General features: G+C 59.5%; 21 protein-coding genes. All 21 read left to right on the forward strand.

The window, feature by feature from the left end; all coding sequences use genetic code 11:
• Window positions 1–8: 8 nt before the first annotated feature.
• The 21 genes from flgJ (at window position 9) to ACM6IQ_RS08450 (ending at window position 26,241) form a co-directional block, all read left to right on the forward strand.
• Window positions 9–1,298 carry a flagellar assembly peptidoglycan hydrolase FlgJ gene (gene flgJ / locus ACM6IQ_RS08350; RefSeq protein WP_414878495.1) on the forward strand — a complete coding sequence of 430 codons (1,290 nt, stop codon included), beginning with the start codon at window positions 9–11 and terminating at the stop codon, window positions 1,296–1,298.
• Window positions 1,299–1,320: 22 nt separating this feature from the next.
• A complete protein-coding gene (gene flgK, locus ACM6IQ_RS08355; protein WP_414878496.1) occupies window positions 1,321–3,387 on the forward strand; it encodes a flagellar hook-associated protein FlgK in 2,067 nt (688 codons plus the stop codon).
• A 13-nt stretch (window positions 3,388–3,400) separates the two neighbouring features.
• The gene (locus ACM6IQ_RS08360; protein ID WP_414878497.1) at window positions 3,401–5,005 is read left to right on the forward strand and encodes a flagellar hook-associated protein 3; all 1,605 of its coding nucleotides are present in this window, start codon (window positions 3,401–3,403) and stop codon (window positions 5,003–5,005) included.
• 124 nt (window positions 5,006–5,129) lie between these two features.
• The gene (locus tag ACM6IQ_RS08365) at window positions 5,130–8,708 is read left to right on the forward strand and encodes a glycosyltransferase (protein ID WP_414878498.1); all 3,579 of its coding nucleotides are present in this window, start codon (window positions 5,130–5,132) and stop codon (window positions 8,706–8,708) included.
• 269 nt (window positions 8,709–8,977) lie between these two features.
• Complete coding sequence (rfbF, locus tag ACM6IQ_RS08370) at window positions 8,978–9,751, forward strand: glucose-1-phosphate cytidylyltransferase (RefSeq protein ID WP_008035281.1); 774 nt, start codon at window positions 8,978–8,980, stop codon at window positions 9,749–9,751.
• Window positions 9,733–10,815 (forward strand): CDP-glucose 4,6-dehydratase, encoded by a 1,083-nt coding sequence (gene rfbG, locus ACM6IQ_RS08375; protein ID WP_414878499.1) that lies wholly within the window; start codon window positions 9,733–9,735, stop codon window positions 10,813–10,815. The genes rfbF and rfbG overlap by 19 nt, the downstream gene beginning before the upstream one ends.
• Window positions 10,812–11,372 (forward strand): dTDP-4-dehydrorhamnose 3,5-epimerase family protein, encoded by a 561-nt coding sequence (locus ACM6IQ_RS08380; protein WP_414878500.1) that lies wholly within the window; start codon window positions 10,812–10,814, stop codon window positions 11,370–11,372. The genes rfbG and ACM6IQ_RS08380 overlap by 4 nt, the downstream gene beginning before the upstream one ends.
• The gene (locus ACM6IQ_RS08385) at window positions 11,369–12,595 is read left to right on the forward strand and encodes a methyltransferase domain-containing protein (RefSeq protein ID WP_414878501.1); all 1,227 of its coding nucleotides are present in this window, start codon (window positions 11,369–11,371) and stop codon (window positions 12,593–12,595) included. Before ACM6IQ_RS08380 ends, ACM6IQ_RS08385 begins: the two co-directional genes overlap by 4 nt.
• On the forward strand, window positions 12,592–13,449 hold the full coding sequence (locus ACM6IQ_RS08390; protein ID WP_414878502.1) for an NAD-dependent epimerase/dehydratase family protein: 858 nt from the start codon (window positions 12,592–12,594) through the stop codon (window positions 13,447–13,449). The genes ACM6IQ_RS08385 and ACM6IQ_RS08390 overlap by 4 nt, the downstream gene beginning before the upstream one ends.
• On the forward strand, window positions 13,439–14,509 hold the full coding sequence (locus ACM6IQ_RS08395; RefSeq protein WP_414878503.1) for a class I SAM-dependent methyltransferase: 1,071 nt from the start codon (window positions 13,439–13,441) through the stop codon (window positions 14,507–14,509). The genes ACM6IQ_RS08390 and ACM6IQ_RS08395 overlap by 11 nt, the downstream gene beginning before the upstream one ends.
• A gap of 17 nt (window positions 14,510–14,526) precedes the next feature.
• A complete protein-coding gene (locus tag ACM6IQ_RS08400) occupies window positions 14,527–15,264 on the forward strand; it encodes a cephalosporin hydroxylase family protein (protein WP_008035271.1) in 738 nt (245 codons plus the stop codon).
• A gap of 54 nt (window positions 15,265–15,318) precedes the next feature.
• Window positions 15,319–18,252 carry a glycosyltransferase family 2 protein gene (locus ACM6IQ_RS08405; protein WP_414878504.1) on the forward strand — a complete coding sequence of 978 codons (2,934 nt, stop codon included), beginning with the start codon at window positions 15,319–15,321 and terminating at the stop codon, window positions 18,250–18,252.
• A gap of 30 nt (window positions 18,253–18,282) precedes the next feature.
• Window positions 18,283–19,284, forward strand: coding sequence for a UDP-N-acetylglucosamine 4,6-dehydratase (inverting) (gene pseB, locus ACM6IQ_RS08410; RefSeq protein WP_414878505.1), 1,002 nt, complete (start codon window positions 18,283–18,285; stop codon window positions 19,282–19,284).
• Window positions 19,281–20,444, forward strand: coding sequence for a UDP-4-amino-4,6-dideoxy-N-acetyl-beta-L-altrosamine transaminase (gene pseC / locus ACM6IQ_RS08415; RefSeq protein ID WP_414878506.1), 1,164 nt, complete (start codon window positions 19,281–19,283; stop codon window positions 20,442–20,444). The genes pseB and pseC overlap by 4 nt, the downstream gene beginning before the upstream one ends.
• A 92-nt stretch (window positions 20,445–20,536) precedes the next feature.
• Complete coding sequence (gene pseI / locus ACM6IQ_RS08420) at window positions 20,537–21,646, forward strand: pseudaminic acid synthase (RefSeq protein ID WP_414878507.1); 1,110 nt, start codon at window positions 20,537–20,539, stop codon at window positions 21,644–21,646.
• Window positions 21,643–22,344: a pseudaminic acid cytidylyltransferase gene (gene pseF, locus ACM6IQ_RS08425; RefSeq protein ID WP_414878508.1), complete on the forward strand. Its 702-nt coding sequence runs from the start codon at window positions 21,643–21,645 to the stop codon at window positions 22,342–22,344. The genes pseI and pseF overlap by 4 nt, the downstream gene beginning before the upstream one ends.
• Window positions 22,341–23,228, forward strand: coding sequence for a class I SAM-dependent methyltransferase (locus tag ACM6IQ_RS08430; protein ID WP_414878509.1), 888 nt, complete (start codon window positions 22,341–22,343; stop codon window positions 23,226–23,228). The genes pseF and ACM6IQ_RS08430 overlap by 4 nt, the downstream gene beginning before the upstream one ends.
• 11 nt (window positions 23,229–23,239) lie before the next feature.
• Window positions 23,240–23,992: a crotonobetainyl-CoA--carnitine CoA-transferase gene (locus tag ACM6IQ_RS08435; protein ID WP_414878510.1), complete on the forward strand. Its 753-nt coding sequence runs from the start codon at window positions 23,240–23,242 to the stop codon at window positions 23,990–23,992.
• Window positions 23,989–24,579, forward strand: a complete 591-nt coding sequence (locus ACM6IQ_RS08440; protein WP_414878511.1) for a GNAT family N-acetyltransferase — start codon at window positions 23,989–23,991, stop codon at window positions 24,577–24,579. Before ACM6IQ_RS08435 ends, ACM6IQ_RS08440 begins: the two co-directional genes overlap by 4 nt.
• Entirely contained in the window at window positions 24,576–25,562 is a 987-nt protein-coding gene (locus ACM6IQ_RS08445) for an ATP-grasp domain-containing protein (protein ID WP_414878512.1), read from the forward strand. Before ACM6IQ_RS08440 ends, ACM6IQ_RS08445 begins: the two co-directional genes overlap by 4 nt.
• A complete protein-coding gene (locus tag ACM6IQ_RS08450) occupies window positions 25,546–26,241 on the forward strand; it encodes an HAD family hydrolase (protein ID WP_414878513.1) in 696 nt (231 codons plus the stop codon). The genes ACM6IQ_RS08445 and ACM6IQ_RS08450 overlap by 17 nt, the downstream gene beginning before the upstream one ends.
• Window positions 26,242–26,369 lie beyond the last annotated feature (128 nt).

Raw genomic sequence — 26,369 nt, forward strand, 5'->3', positions numbered from 1 at the left:
CGGCGACCATGGATATGCGCAAGGGCGGTCTGGGTGTCAGCAGCAACGATTCGGGTTCCTATTCGGACCTGAACCGGCTGAACCAGCTCAAGGTCGGTGACAAGAACAGTGACGGGAACATGCGCAAGGTGGCGCAGGAATTCGAGTCGCTGTTCCTCGGTGAAATGCTCAAGTCCATGCGCAAGGCTACCGACAGCCTGGGTGAGGACAATCCGCTCAACACCCCGGCCGCCAAGCAATACCAGGAAATGTATGACCAGCAGTTGGCCGTTTCCATGTCTCGCGAGGGTGGTGGTATCGGCCTGGCGGACGTGCTGATGCGCCAGATGTCGAAGAACAAACCGATGGCGCCGGGCGAAGCAGCTGCCGCATCGGCGGCCAAGCAGGCGGCCGCGAAAGCCGCCGCAGAAACGCCGATTGCCGCCGGCACGGTTGCCACCAACGGACCGTTGTCGCGCCTCAATGGCGAGCGTCCGTTGTGGGCGTCGCGCTCGGTCCATGCACCGCAGGCAGCAGGCGACGGCACGCACCGCAATGACATGGCGCTGATCAATCAGCGACGTCTGGCATTGCCACCGAAACTGGCCGACCGTCTGCTGGCAGGCCTGGTGCCTTCGGCCACGACTACGGCCACGACTGTCAACAAGACGCCATTGCCGGAGCGCACCACGCTTACCGGTTCAGGGCCGTTGTACAACGGTGATTGGCTGGCGAATGCCCAGGCCGCATCGAACGGCGGGCTGCAGATTCATGGTCGTGCCATGGCGCAAATCCCCCTGGCGCCAGCGAAGAAAGCCTTCAGCTCCGCCGACGAATTCGTCAACACCATGCTGCCGATGGCCAAGGAAGCCGCCGAGCGCATCGGGGTCGATCCGCGTTACCTCGTGGCCCAGGCAGCGCTGGAAACCGGTTGGGGCAAGTCGGTCATGCGCGCACAGGATGGCAGCAGCAGCCACAACCTGTTCGGCATCAAGGCCAGCAGCAACTGGCAGGGCAATTCGGCGCGCGCGATCACCAGCGAATTCAGAAATGGCGCGATGGTCAAGGAGACGGCCGAGTTCCGTTCCTACGACTCTTACAAGGACAGCTTCCATGACCTTGTGACTTTGCTGCAGACCAACAATCGCTATCAAGATGTCGTGAAGTCGGCCGATAACCCAGAACAGTTTGTACGCGAGTTGCAAAAGGCCGGTTATGCAACCGACCCGGACTACGCGAGCAAGATTTCGCAGATAGCCAAGCAGATGACGAGTTACCAGAACTACGCTGCGGCGGGCGTTTCCACCACGCCTTTATAGGCACAAGGATTAAGGTCGAACCATGAGTTTGCTCAATATCGGGATGTCGGGTCTGGCCGCTGGCCAATCCTCGTTGATGACCACCGGCAACAACATTGCCAACGTCGACACCGCCGGGTACTCGCGCCAGCAAACAGTGCAGGGCACCAAAGCCTCTCAGCATTTCGGTAACGTCTACATCGGCACCGGCACGACGCTGGCCGATGTGCGCCGCGTATACAACAGCTACCTCGATGCGCAGTTGCAGACCACCACTTCGCTCAACAGCGATTCGGCCGCCTACCTGAATCAGGTCACGCCGCTGGACAAGTTGCTCTCCGACACCAGCACCGGCCTGAACGGCGCACTGACCAAGTTTTTCGCCTCGGTGCAGAACGTCAACGCCAAGCCGGGTGACGATGCGTCCCGCCAGTTGCTGCTCAGCGATGCCCAGGCCTTGAGCAACCGTTTCAACTCGGTCTCCACACAGCTCAACGAACAGAATGCCAACATCAACGGCAACCTGACGAACATGGCGGATCAGGTCAACAAGCTGGCCGCCACCGTGGCCCAGTTGAACCAGAAGATCTCCGAGATTTCCAGCTCCGGCGGCATGCCGAACGACCTGCTGGATGCGCGTAACGAAACCGTGCGCCAACTGTCGACCTTCACCGGTGCGCAAGTGGTGGAGCGTGAAGGCAGCCTCGACATTTACCTGGGCAGCGGTCAGCCGCTGGTCATAGGCAACACGTCCAGCAAACTCGAGACGGTGCCAAGCAAGGAAGACCCGGGCCGTCTGGCGCTGCAGCTCAATCGCGGCTCGAGCACCATCGACATCACGTCGATCATGACCGGCGGTGAAATCGGCGGTCTGCTGCGTTATCGCAGCACGGTGCTGGACCCGGCCATGAACGAACTGGGGCGTGTAGCGCTGGTCGTCGCCGATCAGATGAACAGCCTTCAGGCTCAGGGCATCGACAAGAACGGTGCCTTCGGTTCGAACCTGTTTACCAACATCAATTCGGCCAAGCTGGTCTCTGAACGCAGCATCGCCGCCACCAGCAACGTGGGCGCCGGCAACTTCGATGTGAGCATCAAGGACACTGGCAAGCTGACCATTAACGATTACAAGGTCACGTTCACCACCGCGACCGACTACACCGTTCAACGCCTGCCGGACAACACGCCCATGGGCACCTTCAGCACGGCACCGCCGGCAACGGCACCGGTCATCGACGGGTTTGAGTTGAAGTTCAACGCGGCGTCTGCCACGGCAGGCGACACCTTCAAGATCACTCCGACCCGCGATGCGGCGGCGAACATCAAGACCGAGATGACCGACTCCAAGCGTCTGGCCATCGCGGCACCCCTGGGCGCGGCTATTGCAGCGAGCGGCAGTGGTAGCGGCACCCTGTCGATTCCGGCCAGCGGTCAACCGACCCTGACCACCAAGTTCGACATCTACGACGCGGCGACCACAACCGCGATGCAGAACGGCCTGAAAAACTCCACGCCGACCAAGGTCGTGTTTGGTGCGGTGTCCGCCGATGGCACCAGCCAGGCCTACCAGTTCCTGGATGCCAAGGGTGGGGTGATCAGTGCCGGCACCATCAAGCCCGGTGAGACCAACACCCTGAACCTGAGCATTCCGCTCACGGATGCCACGGGTACGCCGATCCCGCCTGCGCCGGCCACTCAGTACACCGCGACCTTCAGCATGAGCTTTGCCGGTGCCCCGAGCAACGGCGCGGCGATCAACGTTTCGCTCAGCCAGCCGGGCAGTCTGGACAACCGTAACGGCACTGCACTGGCCAACTTGCAGACCGCGCAGACCGTGGACACCGGCTCGGCCAGCAAAGGTATTTCCCTGAACGATGCCTACGGCAAACTGGTCGAGGGCGTGGGTTCCAAGGCAGCACAGGGCAAGCTCGACAGCGCGGCGACCGGCGCCATCCTGGCCAATGCCAAGGGCGCGCGCGACTCGCTCTCGGGTGTCGACCTCGATGAGGAGACCGGCAACCTGGTCAAGTATCAGCAGTACTACACCGCGTCCTCGCAGATCATCAAGGCTGCGCAGGAAATCTTCAGCACACTGATCAACAGTCTTTAAGGAGTCGTAGCCCATGCGCATTTCTACCGCCCAGTTTTACGAGTCCTCTGCTGCGAACTATCAGAAGAACTTCGCCAACGTGGTCAAGAGCAGCGAAGAGGCGAGCAGCCTGGTTCGCGTCAACACGGCCGCCGATGATCCGGTCGGCGCGTCGCGTCTGCTGCAATTGGGTCAGCAGGCTTCGATGCTTGATCAGTTCTCGAACAACATGACGACGATCAAGGCCACGCTTGGCCAGACTGAAGCAGTCATGACCAGCATCGGCAACGTGCTGCAACGCGCCAAGGAACTGGCCCTGGGTGCCGGCAACGCCGGCTATACCGATGCCGACCGCCAGGCAAACGCTTCGGAGCTCAGCCAGATCGAAGAGCAGCTGTTGAGCCTGATGAACACCAAGGATGAAAACGGCAAATACATTTTCGCCGGCTCCAAGGGCGACACCGTTCCGTTCACGCGCAACACCGACGGTACCTACAGCTATAACGGTGATCAGGTCACGCTGGATCTGCCGATTGGCGATACCCAATCGATGGCCACCAACAGCACCGGTTGGGCTGTGTTCCAGCAGGCGATTAACACCAGTCGCACGCAGACCACCATGAGTTCGCCTACGCCAGCCGTTGATGGTGGTCGTGTGGTGCTTTCCAATGGTCAGGTGAATTCGGACGTGACCTATAACGCCAAATTCCGTGGTGGCGAGCCCTACACCGTGAATATCCTCAGCCCTACGCAACTGGAAATCCGCGATTCGCTGGGTAACGACGTCACGTCCGAGGCTACCGGCAATGGAGTGTTCAGCTCCACCGGAGGTGCCGCCACACAGACGATCAATTTCCGTGGCGTTGACCTGAAGTTGAACATCAACATGAAGGCGGGTGACGTTCCGGCGACCGTGTTTCCGGCGCCTCCGTCCCCCAATGCCTACAGTTTCACCCTGGCGGCCAAACCGGACAGCTTCAATGCGTCCCGTGCTCCGGGCAACGTGTCTACCGAAGTCGTCACCAACACGAGCATTACCAACAGTGCGGCCTACCACGCTAGCTTTCCGGAAGGCGAGGCGATCCTCAAGTTCACCAGTCCCACGGCTTTCGAGTTGTATGCTGCGCCTCTGACCGCGAACAGCAAGCCGGTTTCCAATGGCGTTCTGGCGGGTAACGTCGCCACCGCATCGGGTGTCGCCTTTACGCTGAGTGGCGCGCCGGCGCCGACGATGCTTGCCGGTGACCAGTTCTCCGTCACGGTCAACACTCACCAGACGCAGAACATTCTGGACACCGTCAGCCAGCTGAAAACCGCGCTGTCGACGCCAACCAACAACGATCCGCTGGCCATTCAAAAACTCAACGCAGCCATCGGTTCGGGCGTCGGCAACCTTGCCAGTGGCATGGACCAGTTGACCTCCAGCATCAGTTCCGTGGGTGGTCGCGGTGCGTCGTTGACGACCCAGACCGAAATCAACCAGAGCCTGGTGTTGGCCAACACGCAGACCCAGGGGTCGATCCGTGATTCGGACCCGGCCACGGTGATGACCCGCCTGACCTTGCAGCAAACCATGCTGCAAGCCTCGCAATTGGCGTTCAGCAAAATCGCTCAGTTGGGGCTGTTCAACAAAGTCTGAGTCGAGACCTTCGCGCTATTGGCGCGGGGGTTGAGGCACCGAGTGCAAACCGTCTTTTTTCAGCGGTTCAGGGTTGCTCCACTCGTTCCAGAGTGAGCGCCCGCCGCTCGCGAGTTCCCCCGCCGTGAAACCAACGCCCCTTGTCAGCATCGCCATTCCCGCCTACAACCCGCTGTACTTTCAGGCCGCGCTGCAAAGTGCTCTGAATCAGACCTATGCGTCGCTTGAAGTGATCGTGTGTGACGACAGCGACAGCGACGAAATCCATGAGCTGGTCCAGGCCTGCACGGTGCCGCAAACCGTGACATTGCGTTATGTGCGCAATGAGCAACACCTGGGGTTCAAGGGGAATCTGATGGCCTGCGCCGAGCAGGCAACCGGGGAGTATCTCAAGCTTCTCTGTGATGACGATCAACTGCTGCCTGAGAGTATTGCTCGTCAGGTGCAAGGCTTCATTGGCCATGACGACGTGAATCTGGTGATCGCTCAGCGTCAGTATTGCGACGGCGATTACTTGCTGCTTCCCGAGCGTCTTGAGAACTCCAGCTTTGCCTCGGGGGATACGCTGTTCAAGGGTGAAGACTTGCTGGATGTGCTGGAAAGCACGGCCATCAACTTCCTCAGCAATCTGAGTGGCGCCCTGATGCGTACTCATCAGGTGCTGGAGTATCTGCCCGCATTGACCCAGATCGGCGAAGGGTTTGTCGCCCGTCTCGATTTCGCCTTGTTCGTCTGCCTGTTGCGTCGTGGCAATCTGGCGGTAATGGGGCAGGTGCTCAGTTTCGAACGCTTGCACCCGGCGCGTATGAGCAATCAATTGGAGGTCCAGCAGGCCGTGGCGGTCGAGCTCGGCTGGCTGACCCAGATGCTGGCGGTGCGCAGCGGCGAGCCGGCACCTGCGCCAGGGCATGTTCGTTATATCGATCTGGCCAGCGCCGCCCTCGGTGAGCCGTATGCCTGGGAGGAAATGCCCCTGAGTCGTTCTCTGGGCTTTTCCGCGACCTTGATCCGTTCGCGGGTGGGTGAAAACTGTGACAGCTTCGCTGATGTGTATCAGCAATGGCTGGCCTGTCGCACCCTCAACCCGGCCCAGCAACGCCTGTTGCCCGCGCGCCTTGCCTCGTGGGCATGGCAGCCGCGGATTGTGCCAGTGGTGATTGATGCCGAGGCCGATGAGGCGGCACTTGGCGTCACACTGGAGAGTATCGAACGGCAGGTCTATGCCGCCGAAACGGTATGGGTGCTCTCCGGTGAAAATCGTGCCGGCGCTCTTGCTGGTAACGTGACTCGTTTGACCTTGCAAGGCGATGGACTCGAGCAGCTCAATGGCCTGTTGATGCAGGCGGACAATGCGGACTGGTTCTATCTTCTGCGGGCCGGTGATCGCCTGAATGAACTGGCCTTGCTGCTTTTGGCCGAGCGGATGGTCGAGAGTGCCGACGCTCTGTGCATCTACAGCGATGAAGGTGGCTTGCGCAATGACCTGTCGGTCGAGCCGATCTTCAAGTCCGACTTCAATCTGGACCTGTTGCGCAGTTATCCCTATATCGGGCGGACGCTGGCCATTCAGCGCCAGCGCTTTGTGGATGCCGGTGGATTCAACCCGGATTTCACCGAGCTCGGTCCTCATGACCTGGTCTGGCGTCTGGTCGAAAACCACGGCGCGCATGTCGTGGAGCATGTCGCCCAAGTGCTGGTCGAGTCCTCGTTCGGCCTGTCGCAATGGCTCGCTATGCCGCAGGTGGTCGAACAAAACGCTCGCGTACTGACGGCTCACCTTGATCGCATCGGCGCTGCACACGAGGTCCGCGAAGGCAGCGTGCCGCTGATCAATCGAATTGACTACCGGCATGGCGTTCAGCCGCTGGTGTCCATTGTTGTAGTGATGCGGGACCGGCTCGGCCCGCTTCAGCGCTGTATCGAAAGCGTGCTTGAGCATACGGCGTATGCTCACTACGAATTGTTGATCGTGGACAACGCAAGCACCTCGATCGAAGCGCAGGACTGGCTTGCCGCCATGTCGCAAATGGGCGGCGAAAAATTGCGCGTGCTGCACTGTGATTACGCCGATAACCCGGCTGCGGCGCAGAACTTCGCGGTTGCTCAGGTTCGCGGCGAGTACGTGCTGTTGCTCAGCCCGGACAGCCTGATCGTCAACCGCGACTGGCTTGGCGAACTGTTGAACCACGGATTGCGTCCGGAGGTGGGGGTTGTTGGTGGCCGGATGGTCAGCCCTCAGGGACGTATTGAAGGTTCGGCCCTGGTGCTGGGTATGCGCGGCCCTGTCGGCGTGCCTTGGCGCGGGGAGGTGATGACCACCCCGGGCTATATGCAGCGCCAGCAGGCGGTGCAGAATTTGAGCGCTGTGAGCGCCGAGTGCCTGCTGGTCCGCAAGCAGGTGTTCGATGAGCTTCAGGGGTTGGACGAGCAAGCCTTTTCCCAAAGGCTCGGCGGCCCTGACTTCTGTCTGCGTGTCAGGCAGAAGGGGTATCTGGTGGTCTGGACGCCGTATGCCGAGTCGGTCCACGTGGCTGCCGAGGCGGAGAGCGGGCCGGTAGTGTCAACGCTGGTGGCTGAGCACAAGCTGTTTTATCAGCGCTGGCTGCCGATCATCGCCAGAGATCCGGCGTACAACGTCAACCTCAGCCTAAATACCAATAATTTCAGTCTTGAACCGGGTTTCAAGAACGATTGGAATCCGTTCGTCCGTCACATGCTGCCACGGGTTCTGGCAATCCCGATCAACGAGACCGCTGTAGGGCATTACCGCGTCACCCAGCCATTTCTCGAGCTGGAGGCTGCGGGTCAAGTACTCGGTAATCTTTCGTTCCATACGCCTTCGGACATCGAGCTGGAGCGTCAGTCGCCCGACGTCATCATTCTGCAAGGGCGCTACAGTGAAAGTGCGGTGAATGAAGTGGAGCGGGTCAGGAACAGCTCACGGGCATTCCGGATCTTCGAGCTTGATGACTATGTCATCGACGTGCCGAAGAAAAATGCTCACGTGCGCAAGTCCATCGTGGGCGTTGAACAGATTGTGCGGCGTGGGATCGGGTTGTGTGACCGGGTGGTGGTGTCGACCCAGCCGCTGGCCGATGCTCTCAAAGGCATGCATGACGATATTCGCGTGGTGCCGAACATGCTCGCTCCGCATCTGTGGACCGGCCTGAGCAGTCAGCGACGTACGTCGCGTAAACCGAGGGTCGGCTGGGGCGGTGGGACCAGTCATGATGGGGACCTGGCCATTATTGCCGATGTCGTTCGCCAGCTGGCGGATGAAGTCGAATGGGTGTTTTTTGGCATGTGTCCTCCGACACTCAAGCCTTACGTGCATGAATTTCATCCGGCTGTCGGCCTGCTGGCTTACCCCGCCAAACTGGCCAGCCTGAACCTTGATCTCGCTTTGGCGCCGTTGGAGTTTCACATCTTCAACGACTGCAAGAGCAACTTGCGCCTTCTGGAATATGGCGCGTGCGGGTACCCGGTGATCTGTACCGACACCGAGGCTTATCGGGGTTATCTGCCGTGTACCAAGGTGGTGAGCAACAGTACCGAGGAATGGCTTGAGGCTATTCGTATGCACCTGGCTGACCCTGATGCGAGTTACCGCATGGGTGATGCGTTACGCGAGGAAGTGTTGCGCGACTATATGTTGCGGGGCAACAACCTGAATTATTGGGCTGAGGGTTGGTTGCCGAACTGACTTTTTTGATCGGGGGTATATCCGGTTTTGCAGCAACGGATATACACCCAAAGCCAGCCTCTCCCCAACCCAGCCATTACGTTCCAGTCCCCCACCGACCGAAGAGAAAGAGCTGGCGCGTTTCCTGCAAGCCCCCTCGATATCGCCATAAAACGAGCACTTCCGGTCAATCCAGAAGCGCCCTGACCGGCATTGAAGGTTTTATCCAGAAGGCCCGCAAAAGCTTGATACAGCTTGGCTGAGCCCTGTGACGAACAAGAGGGGAGACGATGAAGGCAGTTATTTTGGCGGGCGGCCTGGGCACGCGCATCAGTGAGGAATCGCACCTCAAACCCAAGCCGATGATTGAAATCGGCGGCAAGCCAATTCTCTGGCACATCATGAAGCAGTACTCCGCTCACGGGATCCATGATTTCGTGATTTGCCTGGGCTATAAGGGCTACGCGATCAAGGACTTCTTCGCCAACTACTTCCTGCATACCTCCGACGTCACGTTCGACATGTGCAATAACCGCATGGACGTTCACCAGAATTACAGCGAGCCATGGCGCGTGACGCTGATCGACACGGGCGAAGACACCATGACCGGTGGCCGCCTGCGTCGTGCCGCACGTTATCTGGAAGGCGAACAGGCGTTCTGCTTTACCTACGGCGATGGCGTTTCCGACCTTAATATCGGCGCCCTGGTGGACTTTCACCTGACTCACGGCAAACTCGCGACCGTCACCGCTGTGCAGCCACCGGGTCGTTACGGCGCCCTGGAGCGCGATGGCGACAGCGTCAAAGGTTTCATTGAAAAACCGCGCGGTGACGGCGGCTGGATCAATGGCGGGTTTTTTGTACTGTCGCCAAAAGTGTTGCCGTACATTGCCGACGACCAGACCTCCTGGGAGGCCGAGCCGCTGGCCGCGCTGGCCGACGAACAACAGCTGCAAGCGTTTCAGCACGACGGTTTCTGGCATCCGATGGACACCCTGCGCGATAAAAACCACCTTGAGCAGTTGTGGCTGAGCGGGGAGGCCCCATGGAAGCAATGGGATTGAGTCCGGAATTCTGGCGCGGCAAGCGGGTTCTGCTGACGGGCCACACCGGTTTCAAAGGCAGTTGGTTGACCCTGTGGCTGCAAAGCCTGGGTGCTGAGGTCAGCGGATTTTCCCTGGACCCGTCGACCGAGCCGAGCCTGTTCGAGCTGGCGCGTGTTCACGAGGGCATCAATGATCAGCGCGGCGACCTGCGTGACCTGGGCGCGTTGCTGGAATTGATTGCTGAAACCCAACCGGAAATCGTCCTGCACCTGGCGGCTCAACCGTTGGTGCGCGAAGGCTATCGCGATCCGCTGGGGACATATTCCAGCAACGTCATGGGCACCCTCAATCTGCTTGAAGCCATCCGTCAGGTCGGTGGCGTGCGCGCCTGCGTGCTGGTTACCACCGATAAGGTTTACGCCAACCAGGAATGGTTATGGCCGTACCGCGAAAACGAAGCCCTCGGTGGCCACGATCCTTACAGCAGCAGCAAGGCTTGCTGCGAACTGTTGGCGCAGTCCTACGCCGCGTCGTTCTTCCCGTCCGAGCGTTATGCCGAGCACGGCCTGGCCCTGGCCACGGCGCGCGCGGGCAACGTGCTGGGCGGTGGTGACTTCGCGCCTGAACGCCTGATCCCCGACGTGCTCAAGGCCTGGTCGGCGGACGAGCCGGTGACCTTGCGCTACCCGCAGGCCGTACGCCCGTGGCAGCACGCGCTTGAACCTTTGGCGGGTTATCTGCAGCTCGCCGCCGGTCTCTATGAACAGGGCCCCGAGTTCGCCGGTGCGTGGAACTTCGGCCCGAGCGAAGCGGACATGTGCAGCGTTGGCGAAGTGGTTGAACTGCTCGCCAACCGCTGGCCTCAAGCGCGCGGATTGCGCATCGAACCCAGTGATTTGCATGAGGCAGGCCTGTTGCGCCTGGACAGCAGCCGCGCCCGTCAACTGTTGAGCTGGCAACCGCGCTGGTCGTTACAGGAGTGCCTGACCCAGACCCTCGATTGGCACTTGGCCTGGCAAAACGGCGACGACATGCGTGCCATCACGTTGGGTCAGTTGAACCTGTACCGAGGCGCGCTGTGAGCGAATTCCTGTTGAAAGCGTTGCCGCTGAACGGCTTGTTCAGCGTGCAGCACAAGCGCTTCGAAGATGATCGCGGGCACTTCGCCCGACTGTTCTGCGAAGGCAGCCTGAGTGCCTTTGGCCAGCCGTTTCATATTCGTCAGATCAACCATTCCTGCACCCGTGAGCGGGGTAGTGTGCGTGGCCTGCATTACCAAAACGCCAACGCACCGGAAGCCAAGCTGATCACCTGCCTGCGCGGGGAAGTCTGGGATGTGGCGGTGGACTTGCGCCCCGACTCCGAGACGTTCCTGCACTGGCACGCCGAACACCTTCGGGCTGGCGACGGTCGTAGTCTGCTGATTCCGGCCGGGTTCGCCCACGGCTTCCAGACCCTGACCGATGACGCCGAGTTGCTTTACCTGCACAGCGCCGACTACGCGCCGGAGCACGAAGGTGGTTTGTCGGTGAACGATCCACGGCTGGCGATTACCTGGCCATTGCCTGTCAATAATCTGTCAGCCAGGGACGGCAGCCATCCCTTGCTCGATGAACGTTTCGCTGGAGTGCGTCTATGAACTGCCGTGGTTGCGGAACTCCTTTGGCCTTGCCGCTGATCGATCTCGGCACCTCGCCGCCGTCGAACGCCTACGTCCGTGCCGATCAGTTGGAACAGGCCGAACAATGGGTGCCTCTGAAGGTCGCGGTGTGTCAGCAGTGCTGGTTGGTGCAAACCGAGGATTACACCAGCGCCGACAGCCTGTTCGACGCCGAGTATGCCTATTTCAGTTCCTTCTCCAGCACCTGGCTGGCGCATGCCGATCGCTACGTCGTCGAGATGGTCGAGCGCTTCGGCCTGACCGCCGACAGCCGTGTGGTGGAAGTCGCAGCCAATGACGGTTATCTGTTGCAGTACGTCGCCGGTCGCGGCATCCCTTGCCTGGGCGTTGAGCCGACCCGCAGCACGGCGCAAGCGGCGCGCGAAAAAGGCCTGGAAATCCGCGAGTTGTTCTTCGGACGAAACACCGCTGCACAATTGGTCGGCGAAGGCTGGTCCGCGGACCTGATGGCGGCCAACAACGTATTGGCCCACGTGCCGGACATCAATGATTTCCTCGGTGGTTTCGCAACCTTGCTCAAGCCGACCGGCGTGGCGACGTTCGAGTTTCCGCAACTGCTGACGCTGATGGCCGGGAAGCAGTTCGACACGCTGTATCACGAGCACTATTCCTACCTGTCCCTGACCGCTGTGCAGACATTGTGCGAACGCAACGGTCTGGAAGTCTTTGACGTCAGTCAGCTGTCGACCCATGGCGGTTCGTTGCGGGTCTTCGTCCAGCGGGGTGAGGGTGTTCGTCGTGACGTGCAGCCTGCGGTTGCTCGGCAATTGCAAGCCGAACTCGTCGCAGGGGTGAAAACCCCCGAGTACTACGCGACCCTCGCGCCGGCCGCCGAACGTATCAAACACGAACTGCTGCGCTTTCTGCTCAAGGCCAAGGCCGACGGCAAGCGTGTGGTCGGTTACGGTGCCGCCGCCAAGGGAAACACCTTGCTCAACTACGCCGGGGTCAAGCCGGACCTGCTGGCCTGGGTCGCCGACGCCAACCCGCACAAGCAGGGCAAGTACCTGCCGGGCAGTCGCATTCCGATTGTTTCGCCGACGCAGATCGAGTTGGAAAAACCGGATTACGTGCTGGTATTGCCGTGGAACCTGTTGCACGAAGTCAGCCAGCAACTGGCTCAGGTGCGTCAGTGGGATGGCCGCTTCGTGATCGCCGTGCCTGAGTTGACCGTCCTGTGAAAGTGCTGGTGACCGGTGCCACCGGATTCGTCGGCCGCCATTTGGTCGCGGCGTTGCTCGCCCGTGGCTGCGCAGTTCGCGCGGTGGCGCGCAACGCCGAAACCGCCGCGAGCTTGCCGTGGATCAATGCCGTGGAGTTCATCAAGGCCGATATTCACGGCGCAGACCTGGACATCGGCGCATTGACCGATGGCATCGACGCCTTGGCGCATCTGGCCTGGCCTGGCTTGCCCAACTATCAGGCGCTGTTTCACTTCGAGCACAACCTGATGGCCGATTACCGCTTCATCAAGAGCGCGATCGAGGCGGGCGTACCCCAAGTGCTGGTCACCGGCACCTGCTTCGAATACGGAATGCAAAGCGGGCCGCTCAACGAGCAGACCGCGCCGCAGCCGAGCAACCCATACGGGTTGGCTAAAAACACCCTGCGTCTGTTCCTCGAAAACCTGCAGCGGGTTCAACCGTTCACGCTGCAATGGGCGCGACTGTTTTACCTGCACGGCGCGGGTCAAAACCCCAACAGTCTGCTCGCAGCGCTGGACCGGGCGATCGATGCCGGCGACGAGCGTTTCAGCATGTCGGGCGGCGAACAATTGCGCGATTACCTGGCGATCGAGACGGCTGCCGGTTACCTCGCTGCGATCATGCAACAGCGTGACTTCGACGGTGTGATCAATTGCGCCAGCGGCCAGCCGGTTTCGGTGCGGGCGCTGGTCGAACAGCGTGTGCGCGAACGTGGCGCGTCGATCGAATTGAACCTGGGTCATTACCCATACCCGACCCACGAACCGATGGCGTTCTGGGGCGTGGCGGACCGTTTGCAACAGGTACTGGGAGCAGAGCATGAGGCATGAGTTGTATCGGGTCGCCGACCTGCCGGTGTTGCAGAACCGGACCTTTGCCGACCCGGCGTCAGCCAGGGCCTCGGCGAGCGCCGACATGGTGCTGGTGCAGGATCAAAAGAGCGGGCTGGTTTTCAACCAGGCCTTTGATGCCGACAAGCTCAGCTACGACGCCGACTACCAGAACGAGCAGGCGCATTCGGGCCAGTTCCAGAAGCACCTGAGCGATGTCGAAGGCATCATTGCTCGCCATTTCAAAGGGCAGGAACTGATCGAAGTCGGCTGCGGCAAAGGCTACTTTCTCGAACTGCTCAAAGGTCTGGGCTACGCCATCACCGGCATCGACCCGGCCTACGAAGGCAACAACGCCGACGTGATCAAGGCGCCATTCACCCTTGGCCTCGGCCTGGCGGCAGACGCCATCGTGCTGCGTCATGTGCTGGAACACATCCAGGACCCGGTGAGTTTTCTGGCCGAGATGGCCGACGCCAATCAGGGCGGGCAGATTTACATCGAGGTGCCGTGCTTCGACTGGATCCTCGAACACCGCGCCTGGTTCGACCTGTTCTATGAGCACGTCAATTATTTCCGCCTCGATGACCTGCGCCGGATGTTCGGGACCGTGCATGAGGCCGGGCACCTGTTCGGTGGCCAATACCTGTACATCGTCGCGGATCTTGCGACCTTGCGCCTGACCCCGGATCAACCGGTGCCACGCCTGGACCTGCCGCGAGCTTTCACCGGCAGCCTCGAGCGCGCGGTGCAAATCATTCAGGCAAACCCGGAACAGGGTTCGGCGATCTGGGGGGCGTCGTCCAAAGGCGTGATCTATTCGCTGTTCCTGCAACGGGCTGGTGTGGCGGTGGACCGCGTGGTGGATATCAACCCGGCCAAGCAGGGGCGCTATCTGCCCCTGAGCGGCGCGCGCGTGTCCTCGCCCCAAGAGGCGATAGACGCCTTGCCTGAAGGCGCCAACCTGTTTGTGATGAACTCCAACTACCTCGAAGAAATCAAGCGGATGACCGGTGGACGCTACGTCTATCACGCCGTAGACAGCGCTTCGTTCCAGTGACTATTGAGACTTTTAAAATGACCGACAACACCATCAATAAAGCGTTCGAAGCCGAGTGCCAGGCAGAAATCGCGCGTCAGGGCGATGACCAGAAACTGACGGGTCTGGCCCGGGATTTCTTCAACGAATCGGCCAGACACAAATACAGCTACCACTTCTCGTGGATGGGTCGCCCGATCATTCAACTGCCGCAAGACATGATGGCGATGCAAGAGATCATCTGGCAGGTCAAGCCGGACCTGGTGATTGAATGCGGCATCGCCCATGGCGGCTCGATCATCTACTACGCGTCCCTGCTGGAGCTGCAAGGTCACGGCGAAGTGCTGGGCATCGACCTCGATATCCGTGCGCACAACCGCGAAGCCATCGAAAGCCATCCGATGAGCAAGCGCATTTCGATGATCGAAGGTTCGAGTATCGACCCGGCTATCGCCGCACAAGTGCGTGCCGCGGCCGAAGGCAAGAAAGTCATCCTGGTGCTGGACTCCAACCACACCCACGATCACGTGCTCGAAGAACTGCGTTTGTATGCGCCGCTGGTGTCGGTGGACAGCTACTGCGTCGTCATGGACACCGTGGTCGAAGACATGCCGGAAGATGCGTTCCCGGATCGTCCTTGGGGCAAGGGTGACAACCCGAAAACCGCGGTCTGGGCCTACCTGGAAGAAAACCGCGATTTCGAAATTGACCGCGCGATGGACAACAAACTGCTGATTTCAGTAGCGCCGGATGGCTACCTGCGCCGCGTGCGTTAAGCGACACCTTTATTCAAGCGTTCATCGGGCAATCGGTCTGTGGTGGGGAAGGATATGCAAGGCATTTACGGTTCTGAAAACACGCTGCCCCTGAGTGAACTGTTCACTCTGGTGCTGATTTCACACAATCGCCCGGCGTTTTTGCGCAGGGCATTGCAGTTCTACAGCACATTGCCTTGCAAGATTCTGGTCCTCGACTCATCGACCGTTGCGCTGGAGGGCGCGGCTGCGGTCGCGGACACCATCGACTACCGGCATTTGCCGCAGTTTGGCTACTGGGGAATCCAGACCAAACTGGTGTACGGCGTCGAGCAGGTCACCACGCCGTACATGGTCTTCGCCTCTGACGATGATTTTCTGCTGCACGGTGCCCTCACCGAGTCCGTGAACTTCCTTGAAGCCAACCCGGACTACGGTCTGTGCCATGGCTATTGCCTGATGTACCTGACCCACTCCAACTACGTGCAGTACTACCGCCGTGACAAAAAAGTGCACGAGGACTACAACGCCGAGCGCGGTCAGGATCGTGTCCTCGATTACATGAGCCAGTACATTCCGCCGTTCTATGCGGTTCACCGCACCTCGTTGCTGCGTGACTGGTATCAGGCGTTGCCTGAAAAAACGATCTTCGAGTGGCAGGAAATCGGGCATGTCTACTACATGCTGGCACGGGCCAAGGCGCGGATTCTCCCGTCGCCTTACGTGGTGCGCGAGGTCAACTATGGCCGCTCGGATCACAACACCGAAATCATGACGACCCTGACCTTCAAGGATGCGCGTTCAGTCGCGGAGCGCGAGCGCTTTGCCGGATTTCTGGCGTCGCTGCCGACCGGCATCAGTGGCCTGGATGAACAACAGACTGCAGAGGTTGCCCTGCAGAGCTTCGCCGTCCTGGCAGAAAGCCTGACAACCCGTAAGGCGCTGACTATCGAACCGATTTTCGAGTCTTACTGGAAGGATCCGACGGTGGACCCGAAGCGGGTCTTCGGGCCGCAGCAATACGTCGAGATGCCGTTCTACAACAGCGCTTTCTTCGAACAACTCACGCAATGCGAGTTCCTCCTGCATGCGATGCCGGCCGGGCGCTTGCAACTCGAAGAAATGGAAGGCGCATTGCTCAAGCAAGAGGCTTTGCAGCGCACTTACTCCAATGACAGTTCGGCGACGATCCAGAACCGTCTGCTTGAAGCGGTGCAATTGGGAGCCTTCAACCGTCGGGTGGTGCAAAAACTGGCACAGCAGCTGCGGCAGATGGATGAGCCTGCCGATGCCCAGGTGCTGACTGAGTGGGTTCAGCGTCTGGACACTGTGCCGACCTTCGACAGTCGCCAGTTGCTCGACACGATGCCCTCGGGACGTCTGCACAACTGGCTGCAAGCCCGTCAACCGAACGACACCGCGGTGAGGAAAATCAATCAGCACCTGGCGGCTAACGAAGGAGGTCCTCAGTTCGGCATTCTGCTGCTGGATCTGGACGCTGACATGGACAAGCTCCAGGCCACCCTGGATAGCCTCATGGAGAGTGCGTTCCGCGCATTCAAAGTGGTGATCTTCACCACGGGTGACTTGCCGGCGGTCACCACCGCACAAAACACGCTGCATTTCGTCAAGGTCTCCACGGCCAATTACGTCGACAAACTGAACCAGATCGTTCGTCAGTCGACCTCGGATTGGCTGTTGCTGGCCGAAGCAGGTGACGAATTCACCGCAGCAGGCTTCTTGCGTGCCAGTATCGAATTGCAGAACGCCGAAGGATGCCGTGCGGTGGCGATGGACGAGATTCATCGCAATGCCAATGGCACGCTGGTCGATGTCTTCCGGCCCGCTTTCAACCTTGACCTGTTGCAGAGCATGCCGGCACTTGTCGCGCGGCACTGGCTGATCAGCCGCGAAGCGTTGGTGGAGGTCGGTGGTTTTTCCCGCGAGTTCTCGTCGGCGCTCGAGTTTGACTTGCTGCTGCGCCTTATCGAAGCCGGTGGGCTGGCCGGTCTTGCCCATCTGGCGGAGCCGTTGCTGATCACCGCAGCACCCGAGCTGGCGCCCAACGAACACGAGCGTCAGACGTTGGTTCGTCATCTGGCGACTCGCGGTTATCAAGCGCAGGTCAGCGCCGAGGCGTCGGGTGGTTACCGCATCGACTACCGTCATGTCGCTCGCCCGAAAGTGTCGATCGTCATCCACAGTCAGGACAATCTGGAGCACTTGCAGCGCGGCCTGGTCAGCGTATTGCAGCGCACGCGCTATCAAAACAACGAAATCGTCATTGTGGATAACCACAGCCAGTCCACCGAGCTGCTCACCTGGCTCGACAGCCTGGAGCAAAACGGGCGAGGCCGGATTCGTCTGGTCAAGGCAACGCAGCGACTGAGCACGTCGGCGCTGATGAACCTGGCGGTCGAGCAGGCTCAAGGTGAATACCTGGTGCTGCTGGCGGCGGACGCCGAAGTGGTCAACGCTAACTGGATCGAAGCGTTACTCAATCAGGCCCAGCGTCCCGAAGTCGGGGTGGTCGGTGCCAAGCTGGTGGATCGCGAGGGCAACGTAAGCGGTGCCGGCCTGATCCTGGGGCTAAACGGCGAGATCGCTTCACCCTTCATCGGCGAGAAAAAAGATGCACCGGGCTACATGCGCCGATTGGCTGTCGAGCAGAATTATTCGGCCGTTTCCGGTGCGTGCCTGATGATTCGCAAGGAAGTCTTCGTTGCCCTCGGTGGCCTGGATCGCGAGCACTTCGATGAGGCTTACGCCGATGTCGATCTGTGCCTGAAAGTCGCCGATGCCGGTTTGCTGACGGTATGGACGCCGCAGGTTCAGATTGCACACCCGGGCACCTTGCCGAACGATCCGCAGGCAGTGGCGGCCTTGCGCGATAAGTGGCTGGCACGTTTTGCCCACGACGAGGCTTACAACCAGAACCTGGCCCTGACCGGCAAGGGCTTTACCCTTGCTGAACCGACCCCGGTGAACTGGGCGCAATTGCTCGCATAAGCCTGGCTGACAGGTAAAAGGACTCAAGGCATGTTCAACGGTAAATCGATTTTCATCTCAGGCGGCACCGGCTCGTTCGGGCGCAATTTCATCCGCCGACTGCTGGAGCAATATCAGCCGAAGCGGGTGGTGGTGTTCTCCCGCGATGAGCTCAAACAGTACGAGATGCAGCAGACGTTCAACGCGCCATGCATGCGTTACTTCCTTGGTGATGTTCGCGATGCTGACCGTTTGCGCCAGGCCATGCGTGGCATCGATTACGTGGTGCACGCCGCGGCACTGAAGCAAGTGCCGGCGGCGGAGTACAACCCGACTGAATGCATTCGCACCAACGTCAACGGTGCGGAAAACATCATCGCAGCGGCCATCGACAACGGCGTGGAAAAAGTTGTCGCGCTGTCCACCGACAAGGCTGCCAGTCCGATCAACCTGTACGGTGCAACCAAGCTGCTGTCGGACAAGTTGTTCGTCGCCGCGAACAATATTGCCGGCGACCAGAACACCCGTTTTTCAGTGGTTCGTTACGGTAACGTCGCCGGGTCGCGGGGGTCGGTGGTGCCGTTTTTCAGCCAACTGATTGCCAAGGGCGCCACAGAGCTGCCAATCACCGATGAGCGCATGACGCGTTTCTGGATCACCCTCGATCATGGCGTGCAGTTTGTGCTCGACAGCTTCGCGCGCATGCACGGTGGTGAAGTGTTCGTGCCAAAGATCCCGTCGATTCGCATCGTCGATCTGGCTCTGGGCATGGCTGAACATTTACCGCACAGGCACGTCGGTATTCGCCCGGGAGAAAAGCTCCATGAGTTGATGGTGCCGTTGGATGACGCGCGGATGACCCTGGAGTTCGCCGATCACTACACCATTCAGCCATCGATTCGTTTCACCAGTGTCGACGTGGATTTTGCCGTCGACAAACTGGGGGAGCAGGGCAGGCCGGTCAGTGAAGATTTCGAGTACCGTTCCGACACCAATCCGCACTACCTGTCGGTCGGCCAGATTGCTGATCTACACGCGAAGCTGTCGGCATGATTCCCTACGGTCGGCAAAGTCTCGATCAGGCAGACATCGACGCGGTGGTGGACGTGTTGCAGTCAGACTGGCTCACTCAAGGGCCGACCATCGAACGCTTCGAACAGGCATTGGCGCAACGTTGTCAGGCTGATTTTGCGGTGGCGGTATGCAATGCCACGGCGGCGCTCCACATTGCCTGCCTTGCCGCCGGACTCGGACCGGGCGATCGACTATGGACCACGCCGAACACATTTCTGGCCTCGGCCAACTGTGGTCGTTACTGCGGCGCCGAGGTCGATTTTGTCGACATCGATCCACTGACATGGAATCTCGACGCCTATGCACTGGCGTCGAAGCTTGAAGCCGCTGAACGCGATGGCACACTGCCAAAGGTGCTGGTGGCCGTGGCGTTTTCCGGTCAGAGCTGCGACATGCGGATGATTGCTGGATTGGCCGAACGTTACGGCGTTACGGTGATAGAGGATGCGTCCCACGCGGTCGGCGCCTCCTATGCCGGGCGTCCCGTAGGTTGCGGCGAATTCGCGGCGATGACGGTATTCAGTTTTCACCCGGTGAAAATCATCACCAGTGCCGAGGGTGGCATGGTGTTGACCAATCGCCCTGAACTGGCCGAGCGCTTGCAGCGCCTGCGCAGTCACGGCATGACCCGCGATCCGCAACAGATGACCGAATCCAGTCACGGCCCTTGGTACTATCAGCAAGTGGAACTGGGCTTCAATTACCGGATCACCGACCTGCAAGCGGCTCTAGGCCTGTCGCAGCTGAACAAACTCGATGGGTTCGTCGCGCGCCGCCGTGAACTGGCGGCGCGATATCAGCGCTTGCTGGCGTACTTGCCGCTGACCTTGCCTGGCGCGCAGCCTGAGGCAGAATCGGCGTGGCATCTGTACGTGGTGCGGTTGCACACAGACCGGATTAACCTTAACCATCGACAGGTGTTCGAAGGCATGAGAGCGGCCGGGGTGGGCGTGAACCTGCACTACATTCCGGTGCATTTGCAGCCTTACTATCGCAACCTGGGGTTTGCCGAAGGTGACTTCCCGCAGGCAGAGCGGTATTACGCCGAGGCTATCAGCCTGCCGATGTTTCCTTTGCTGAGCGATGAACAGCAGGATTATGTGGTGGAACAACTGCGGCGTCTGTTGCTTGAGGCTTAGAAACACTTGAGTGGCATTGCAAACATGCCGGCCCGCGGTATCCGGCAGCGAATCGATTATTTTTTGAAAACCAATACAACTGGAGTGGCTTTGTGAAAGGGCAGCACGCAGCACGGGGAACAGGAGCGCACAGCGCTCGGCCACCGGTTCTGAGCATCGCCGGGCGTCGCATCGGTCCGGCGGAGCCGCCTTACATCGTTGCCGAGATGTCCGGGAACCATAACGGTGACATCAACCGTGCCTTTCGCATTATTGAAGCCGCCAAACTGGCTGGCGCTGATGCGGTCAAGATTCAGACGTACCGCGCCGATACCATCACCATCGATCACAGCGGGCCGGAATTCATGGTGAGCGGTGGTCTCTGGGATGGACGCCGCCTCTATGAGCTTTATGAAGAAGCACACACGCCGTGGGAGTGGCACGAAGCGATCTTTGAGCATGGCCGCAAGGTGGGGATTACGGTGTTTTCATCGCCCTTTGATGCCACGGCCGTGGATTTCCTCGAGTCTCTTGGCGCACCGGCCTACAAGATTGCATCGCCTGAATTGATCGACCTGCCACTCATTCGCAAGGTGGCGCGCACGGGCAAGCCCATCGTGATGTCCACGGGCATGGCGACCCTTGAGGAAATCGCAGAAGCAGTAGAGGCTGCGCGTGGGGCGGGCGCCACAGAGATTGTTGTCCTTCACTGCACAGCCGCGTATCCGGCGCCGCCAGAGGAAGCGAACCTGGCGACGATCGCAGAGATCGCCCGGCGTTTCGACGTAGTGGCCGGGCTTTCCGACCATACGCTTGGCACGGTGGTGTCTGCCATTGCAGTAGGGCTGGGGGCGTCGTTCATTGAAAAGCATTTCACCCTGGCCCGTGAGGAGGGTGGGGTCGATAGCGCATTTTCGCTGGAACCCGCAGAACTCGCCGAGCTCGTGACGACGGCGCGCATCGCCCATGTGGCGGTCGGTGCTCCCGCATTCGAGCCCACACGGTCGGAAGAAATTGTCCTGAAGAATCGCCGTTCACTCTATGTCGTGGCGCCTGTCGCCAAGGGCGAGATGTTGACGGAGGAAAACGTGCGCTCTATCCGTCCCGGTAACGGGCTCAAACCCAAGTTTCTTGATGCAGTGCTTGGGCGCAGGGCGGTGCGCGCGCTTGCCTTTGGCGAGCCACTCGATGCCTCGATGATCGAAGGAGGTCTCGATACATGACCGGCACACAGACCGCCATCGCGATCATTCCTGCCAGGGGGGGCAGCAAGCGAATCCCGCGTAAAAACATCCGCCTGTTTCGCGGTCGCCCCATGCTGGCCTGGTCAATCGAAGCGGCAATCGAATCCGGTACCTTCGACACCGTAATGGTCAGCACCGATGATCCGGAGATTGCAGAAATTGCGCGCGCCTTGGGTGCCGACGTGCCATTTCTGCGGTCGGCCTCCGCGGCGGATGATCACGCCACCACGTCGCAAGTGCTGCTTGAGGTGCTGGATCAATACGCCGAAGCGGGCGTGCAGTTCGATCTTGCCTGCTGCCTTTACCCGACGGCGCCTTTCGTGCGGGCACAGGACCTGGCTGACGGACGAGAGAAACTGTTAGGAGGCCGGTTCGACGTCATCATGCCCGTCGCTGCTTTTTCCTATCCGATCTGGCGATCGCTGCAACGTGAGGATGATGGGTGCATCGCCCTCAACTTCCCTGAAAACCTCAACGCCAGATCACAGGACCTTCCGGTTGCCTATCACGATGCAGGTCAGTGGTACTGGTTCCGCACCGAGGCGTTTTTGCGCGACCACGTGTTGATGGGGGCGAACACCGGCTCGATCGTTTTGCCCGCGATCCAGGTGCAGGACATCGATACCGAAGAAGACTGGGCGCTTGCCGAGCTGAAACATGAAAGGATGTTTGGATGAATGACCCGCGTCTACGCCGGCACGAGTTCGGTTTTCTGGAGGTGGTGGATCGCCCCACGTCAGAGGCCTTGAGCGAATATTATGCGCAGGCTTATTTTCAGAACGCGGCCAGTAGCAGTTTTCGAAGGTCTTATTCTGAAGAAGAACTCGAGGTCATTGAGCTGCGAATCGCGCAAAAGGCACTTCAGGCTCGTACGCTCTTGAGTGATGACCAGTCCGGTAGCCTCCTTGATGTCGGCTGCGGGGAAGGCTTCGTGCTCAAGTTCTTCGATCGGCTCGGGTGGCAGGTTCAAGGTATCGACTACAGTCGCGCAGGCGTGCAACAGGTCAATCCGGACTACGTCGGTCATGTCGAGCAGGGTGATGTCTTCGACCTGCTCGAAGCCCGTATCGCGTCTGAAAGACAATACGATCTGGTCTGGCTGGGCAACGTACTCGAGCATGTTCTGGACCCTGTAAGCCTGCTGCAATCACTGCGCCGTTTAGTGGCACCCAACGGGCTTCTTGTTGTGACTGTTCCGAACGATGGCACGGCTTATCACGAAGAACTCTATGCGAAGGGAGCGATACCTGACCGGTTCTGGATCGCCATGCCCGATCACCTGTCGTACTTCACCGCTGACAGTCTGCGCCGAACGGCTGAGGCAACAGACTGGGATTGCCTTGCGATTCAGGGCGATTTTCCGATCGACCTCTTTCTCGCACATGAAGGATCAAACTACGTCGCCGATCGTTCCCAGGGACCGGCGGCCCACCGGGCCCGGTTGACGCTTGAGCGATTGATCGGGCAAGCGGGGATCGAAGCTTCCAACCGCTTCTACGCTGCACTCGCTGATGTGGGGTTCGGTCGCAACCTGACCGCGTTCTTTAGACCGAAACCCTGAGGAGTCACTACATGACAGACAACACCATACGAACACTTGTCGGCTCGACGCAGTCCGAGACTGACCGCAAGCAGATGCTGGTCGATCGACTTCGCGCCTCACAGATTCCCGATCGTGAACTGTTGGACAACATCGGCCTCTATCTCACGCGACAGACGTTGTCGCGGATCAACTTCATGCAGATGCTCTATCAGATGATCGTGCCCGTTCACGGAACCATCATGGAGTTTGGCGTGCGTTGGGGGCAGAACATGGCGTTGTTCTCCACGTTGAGAGGAATACACGAGCCCTTCAATTACAACCGCAAGATCATCGGCTTCGATACCTTTGAAGGTTTTCCTTCGGTGGCACCTCAGGATGGCGGCAACGTACAGTCAGGTGACTACGGCGTTGTAGAGAACTGGAAAGAGGAGCTCGAGGATATCCTCGACTTCCACACGCAGAATGCGCCCATTCCACACAAGAAAAAGCATGAACTGGTTCAAGGCGATGCCACGCTGACGCTTCCCGGCTACCTCAAGGATCATCCCGAAACCATTGTGGCGCTGGCCTATTTTGACTTCGATATCTACAAGCCGACCCGCGATTGTCTCGAGGCGATCCTGCCGTATCTGACCAAGGGCAGCATTCTGGCGTTTGACGAACTCAATACAGAGCAATTTCCCGGTGAAACCATCGCTGTGCGCGAAGTGCTGGGGTTGTCTCGTTACGCCATACGGCGAGATCCCTCCAACCCGCTCACCTCTTACATGGTGATCGAATGAGTGCGGACGCCGTTCAGTACCTGGTAATGCCGAACCCGTACCTGTCGGACGGTGTGCTCGATGTTCGAGCTGTGCAGCCGGCCGATATCGAAGCGATACGGCAATGGCGCAATGCCCAGATGGATGTATTGCGTCAAACGGCTCCGATATCACCGGAACAGCAAGAGCGTTATTTTGCCGAGCATGTCTGGCCGCAGACCACGAGCCTGGAGCCCTCGCAGGTTTTGGTCGCTTTGGAACGTGCAGGTGTTTTGATCGGGTATGGTGGCCTGGTTCACATTTCCTGGCCAAACCGCAGGGCCGAGGTGTCATTCTTGCTCACCCCGGAGCTCGAAAAGAATACAGACGAACTCATCGCCCTGTTTTCACGTTTTCTCGACTTGATGAAACAACTGGCTTTTGAAGATCTCGGATTGCGGCGCCTTTGCACCGAAACATTCGAGCACCGTACTCGCCACGTTGCGACACTTGAAGCTTCAGGTTTTCGCTGTGAAGGGCGCTTGCGTGAGCACGTTCTGATTGACGGCAAGCCCACGGATTCGTTTGCCCATGGTTTGCTTGCCGTTGAATGGAAAAACGGTCAGTGAACGGCAGTCAGGTTCGCATGAAAAGGGGGGCTTGCAATGTGCTCGTCACTTCCGCTTCGCGCAAGGCACCGTTGGTGCGCGCCATGCAGGAAGCGGTCAGGCGCATAAATCCCGATGCTCGCGTTTTTGCCGGTGATCTCGATCCCGAAGCGCCAGCTCGTTATGTGGCTGACGGGTTCTGGCAGATGCCGCGCATCACCGACGCTGAACTGCCTGCGCTGATCCAAGGCTGTCACGAACGCGGGATTGCGGTGGTTTTTCCAACCCGCGATGGCGAGTTGCTCTTTTGGGCGCGCCACCGCGCAGCGCTATCTGAAGCGGGAATCTCAGTCATCGTCTCTCACCCCGAGGCCGTCGAACGCTGCCTGGACAAGCTCGCTTTCGCTGACTTCGGCAGAGAGGGCGGGCTTGCGGTCATCAATGCGGCGACGACACCCGAGGCCGTCGGTGCCGGGCCTTATGTGGTGAAAGAGCGTTATGGGGCCGGTTCCCGAGCGATCGGGCTTGATTTGTCACTCGATGCCGCTCGCCTTCACGGGAAAAACCTGGATGCCCCGATCTATCAGCCATTTGTGCCGGGGCCGGAGATCAGTATCGACGGCTGGATTGATCGCGGCGGCTCGGTGGTGGGCGTGGTGCTGCGCAGACGCGACCGTGTGAGCGCTGGCGAATCGCAGATAACGACCACGTTTCGCAGTGAAGCGCTTGAGCGTGAAGCTGTTCGCGCACTGGAGACGCTGGACTTGCGTGGTCCGGTGGTGATGCAAGCGATCGTCGTCAACGACACGATGCGCATCATTGAATGCAATCCTCGCTTCGGCGGAGCCTCCACAACCGCCATCGCTGTCGGGCTGGATGTTCTTTACTGGAGCCTTGAAGAGGCATTCGGCCAAGGGTTGCCACCTGTTTTCAAACGTATTGCGGGTGAAGTAAGACAAGTTCGTCTGCCCACTGACCTGGTGCTGCATGATCCTGATTTTTGATCTTGACGATACGCTTTATGACGAAAGCAGTTTCGTCACAAGCGGGCTCGGCGCAGTGGCCCGGCACGGCGAAGATGCCTATGGATGGAACGCCGGACGTTCTCTGGATTTTATGCTGGAGGTACTTGAGCGTGAGGGGCGAGGGCGGGTTTTTGATCGATGGCTTGCGTCGCATGAGCAATTGTCGAAGGCGCGCGTTGCCGAGTGCGTGAACATTTATCGCCATCATCGCCCGAGCCTCGAATTGTTCCCCTCCGCCAGAGTTGTGCTCGACCGATACCGTGGGCAAGTTCCGCTCTATCTCGTCACCGACGGGCACAAGATCGTGCAAAAGAACAAAGTCGATGCACTGGGATTGTCTCCAGAGTTTCAGCGAGTCTTTATCACGCATCGTTTTGGTATCCGTCATGCGAAGCCTTCCATTCACTGCTTCGAGCTTATTCGCCAGGCAGAAGGCTGTTGCTGGGCCGACATGGTTTACGTGGGTGACAACCCCTCCAAGGATTTCGTGAACCTCAAGCCGCTTGGCGCATTGACCGTCCGGGTGCAGACCGGTGGGCATAGCAACGTCGTGGCTCTGCCGGGTTACGACGCGCAGGTTTCGATCCCTGACCTTGACGCATTACCCGAGGTACTGGCCGCTCACTTTGAGCTGGCGCACAGCAGCTTATCGGCCTGATTCGGCAAAATAGCGTGACCTGCGAGTCATAACGCGCATCTTCACTGTATTGTATTAATAGGGAAGGTGGCGCCTGGCCTGTTTTGGGTCCTGTGATAGCCTTTTATTCTTCCCATTGTCGCCTCGGT

Origin of the sequence: Pseudomonas sp. IT-P100 (genome assembly GCF_949767185.1) — a bacterium.
GTDB lineage: Bacteria > Pseudomonadota > Gammaproteobacteria > Pseudomonadales > Pseudomonadaceae > Aquipseudomonas > Aquipseudomonas fluorescens_B.

Coding starts and splice junctions, on each gene's coding strand:
- flgJ (WP_414878495.1), top strand. CDS start 9: ATGGATATGCGCAAGGGCGGTCTGGGTGTCAGCAGCAACGATTCGGGT.
- flgK (WP_414878496.1), top strand. CDS start 1,321: ATGAGTTTGCTCAATATCGGGATGTCGGGTCTGGCCGCTGGCCAATCC.
- ACM6IQ_RS08360 (WP_414878497.1), top strand. CDS start 3,401: ATGCGCATTTCTACCGCCCAGTTTTACGAGTCCTCTGCTGCGAACTAT.
- rfbF (WP_008035281.1), top strand. CDS start 8,978: ATGAAGGCAGTTATTTTGGCGGGCGGCCTGGGCACGCGCATCAGTGAG.
- rfbG (WP_414878499.1), top strand. CDS start 9,733: ATGGAAGCAATGGGATTGAGTCCGGAATTCTGGCGCGGCAAGCGGGTT.
- ACM6IQ_RS08385 (WP_414878501.1), top strand. CDS start 11,369: ATGAACTGCCGTGGTTGCGGAACTCCTTTGGCCTTGCCGCTGATCGAT.
- ACM6IQ_RS08395 (WP_414878503.1), top strand. CDS start 13,439: ATGAGGCATGAGTTGTATCGGGTCGCCGACCTGCCGGTGTTGCAGAAC.
- ACM6IQ_RS08400 (WP_008035271.1), top strand. CDS start 14,527: ATGACCGACAACACCATCAATAAAGCGTTCGAAGCCGAGTGCCAGGCA.
- ACM6IQ_RS08405 (WP_414878504.1), top strand. CDS start 15,319: ATGCAAGGCATTTACGGTTCTGAAAACACGCTGCCCCTGAGTGAACTG.
- pseB (WP_414878505.1), top strand. CDS start 18,283: ATGTTCAACGGTAAATCGATTTTCATCTCAGGCGGCACCGGCTCGTTC.
- pseC (WP_414878506.1), top strand. CDS start 19,281: ATGATTCCCTACGGTCGGCAAAGTCTCGATCAGGCAGACATCGACGCG.
- pseF (WP_414878508.1), top strand. CDS start 21,643: ATGACCGGCACACAGACCGCCATCGCGATCATTCCTGCCAGGGGGGGC.
- ACM6IQ_RS08430 (WP_414878509.1), top strand. CDS start 22,341: ATGAATGACCCGCGTCTACGCCGGCACGAGTTCGGTTTTCTGGAGGTG.
- ACM6IQ_RS08435 (WP_414878510.1), top strand. CDS start 23,240: ATGACAGACAACACCATACGAACACTTGTCGGCTCGACGCAGTCCGAG.
- ACM6IQ_RS08440 (WP_414878511.1), top strand. CDS start 23,989: ATGAGTGCGGACGCCGTTCAGTACCTGGTAATGCCGAACCCGTACCTG.
- ACM6IQ_RS08450 (WP_414878513.1), top strand. CDS start 25,546: ATGATCCTGATTTTTGATCTTGACGATACGCTTTATGACGAAAGCAGT.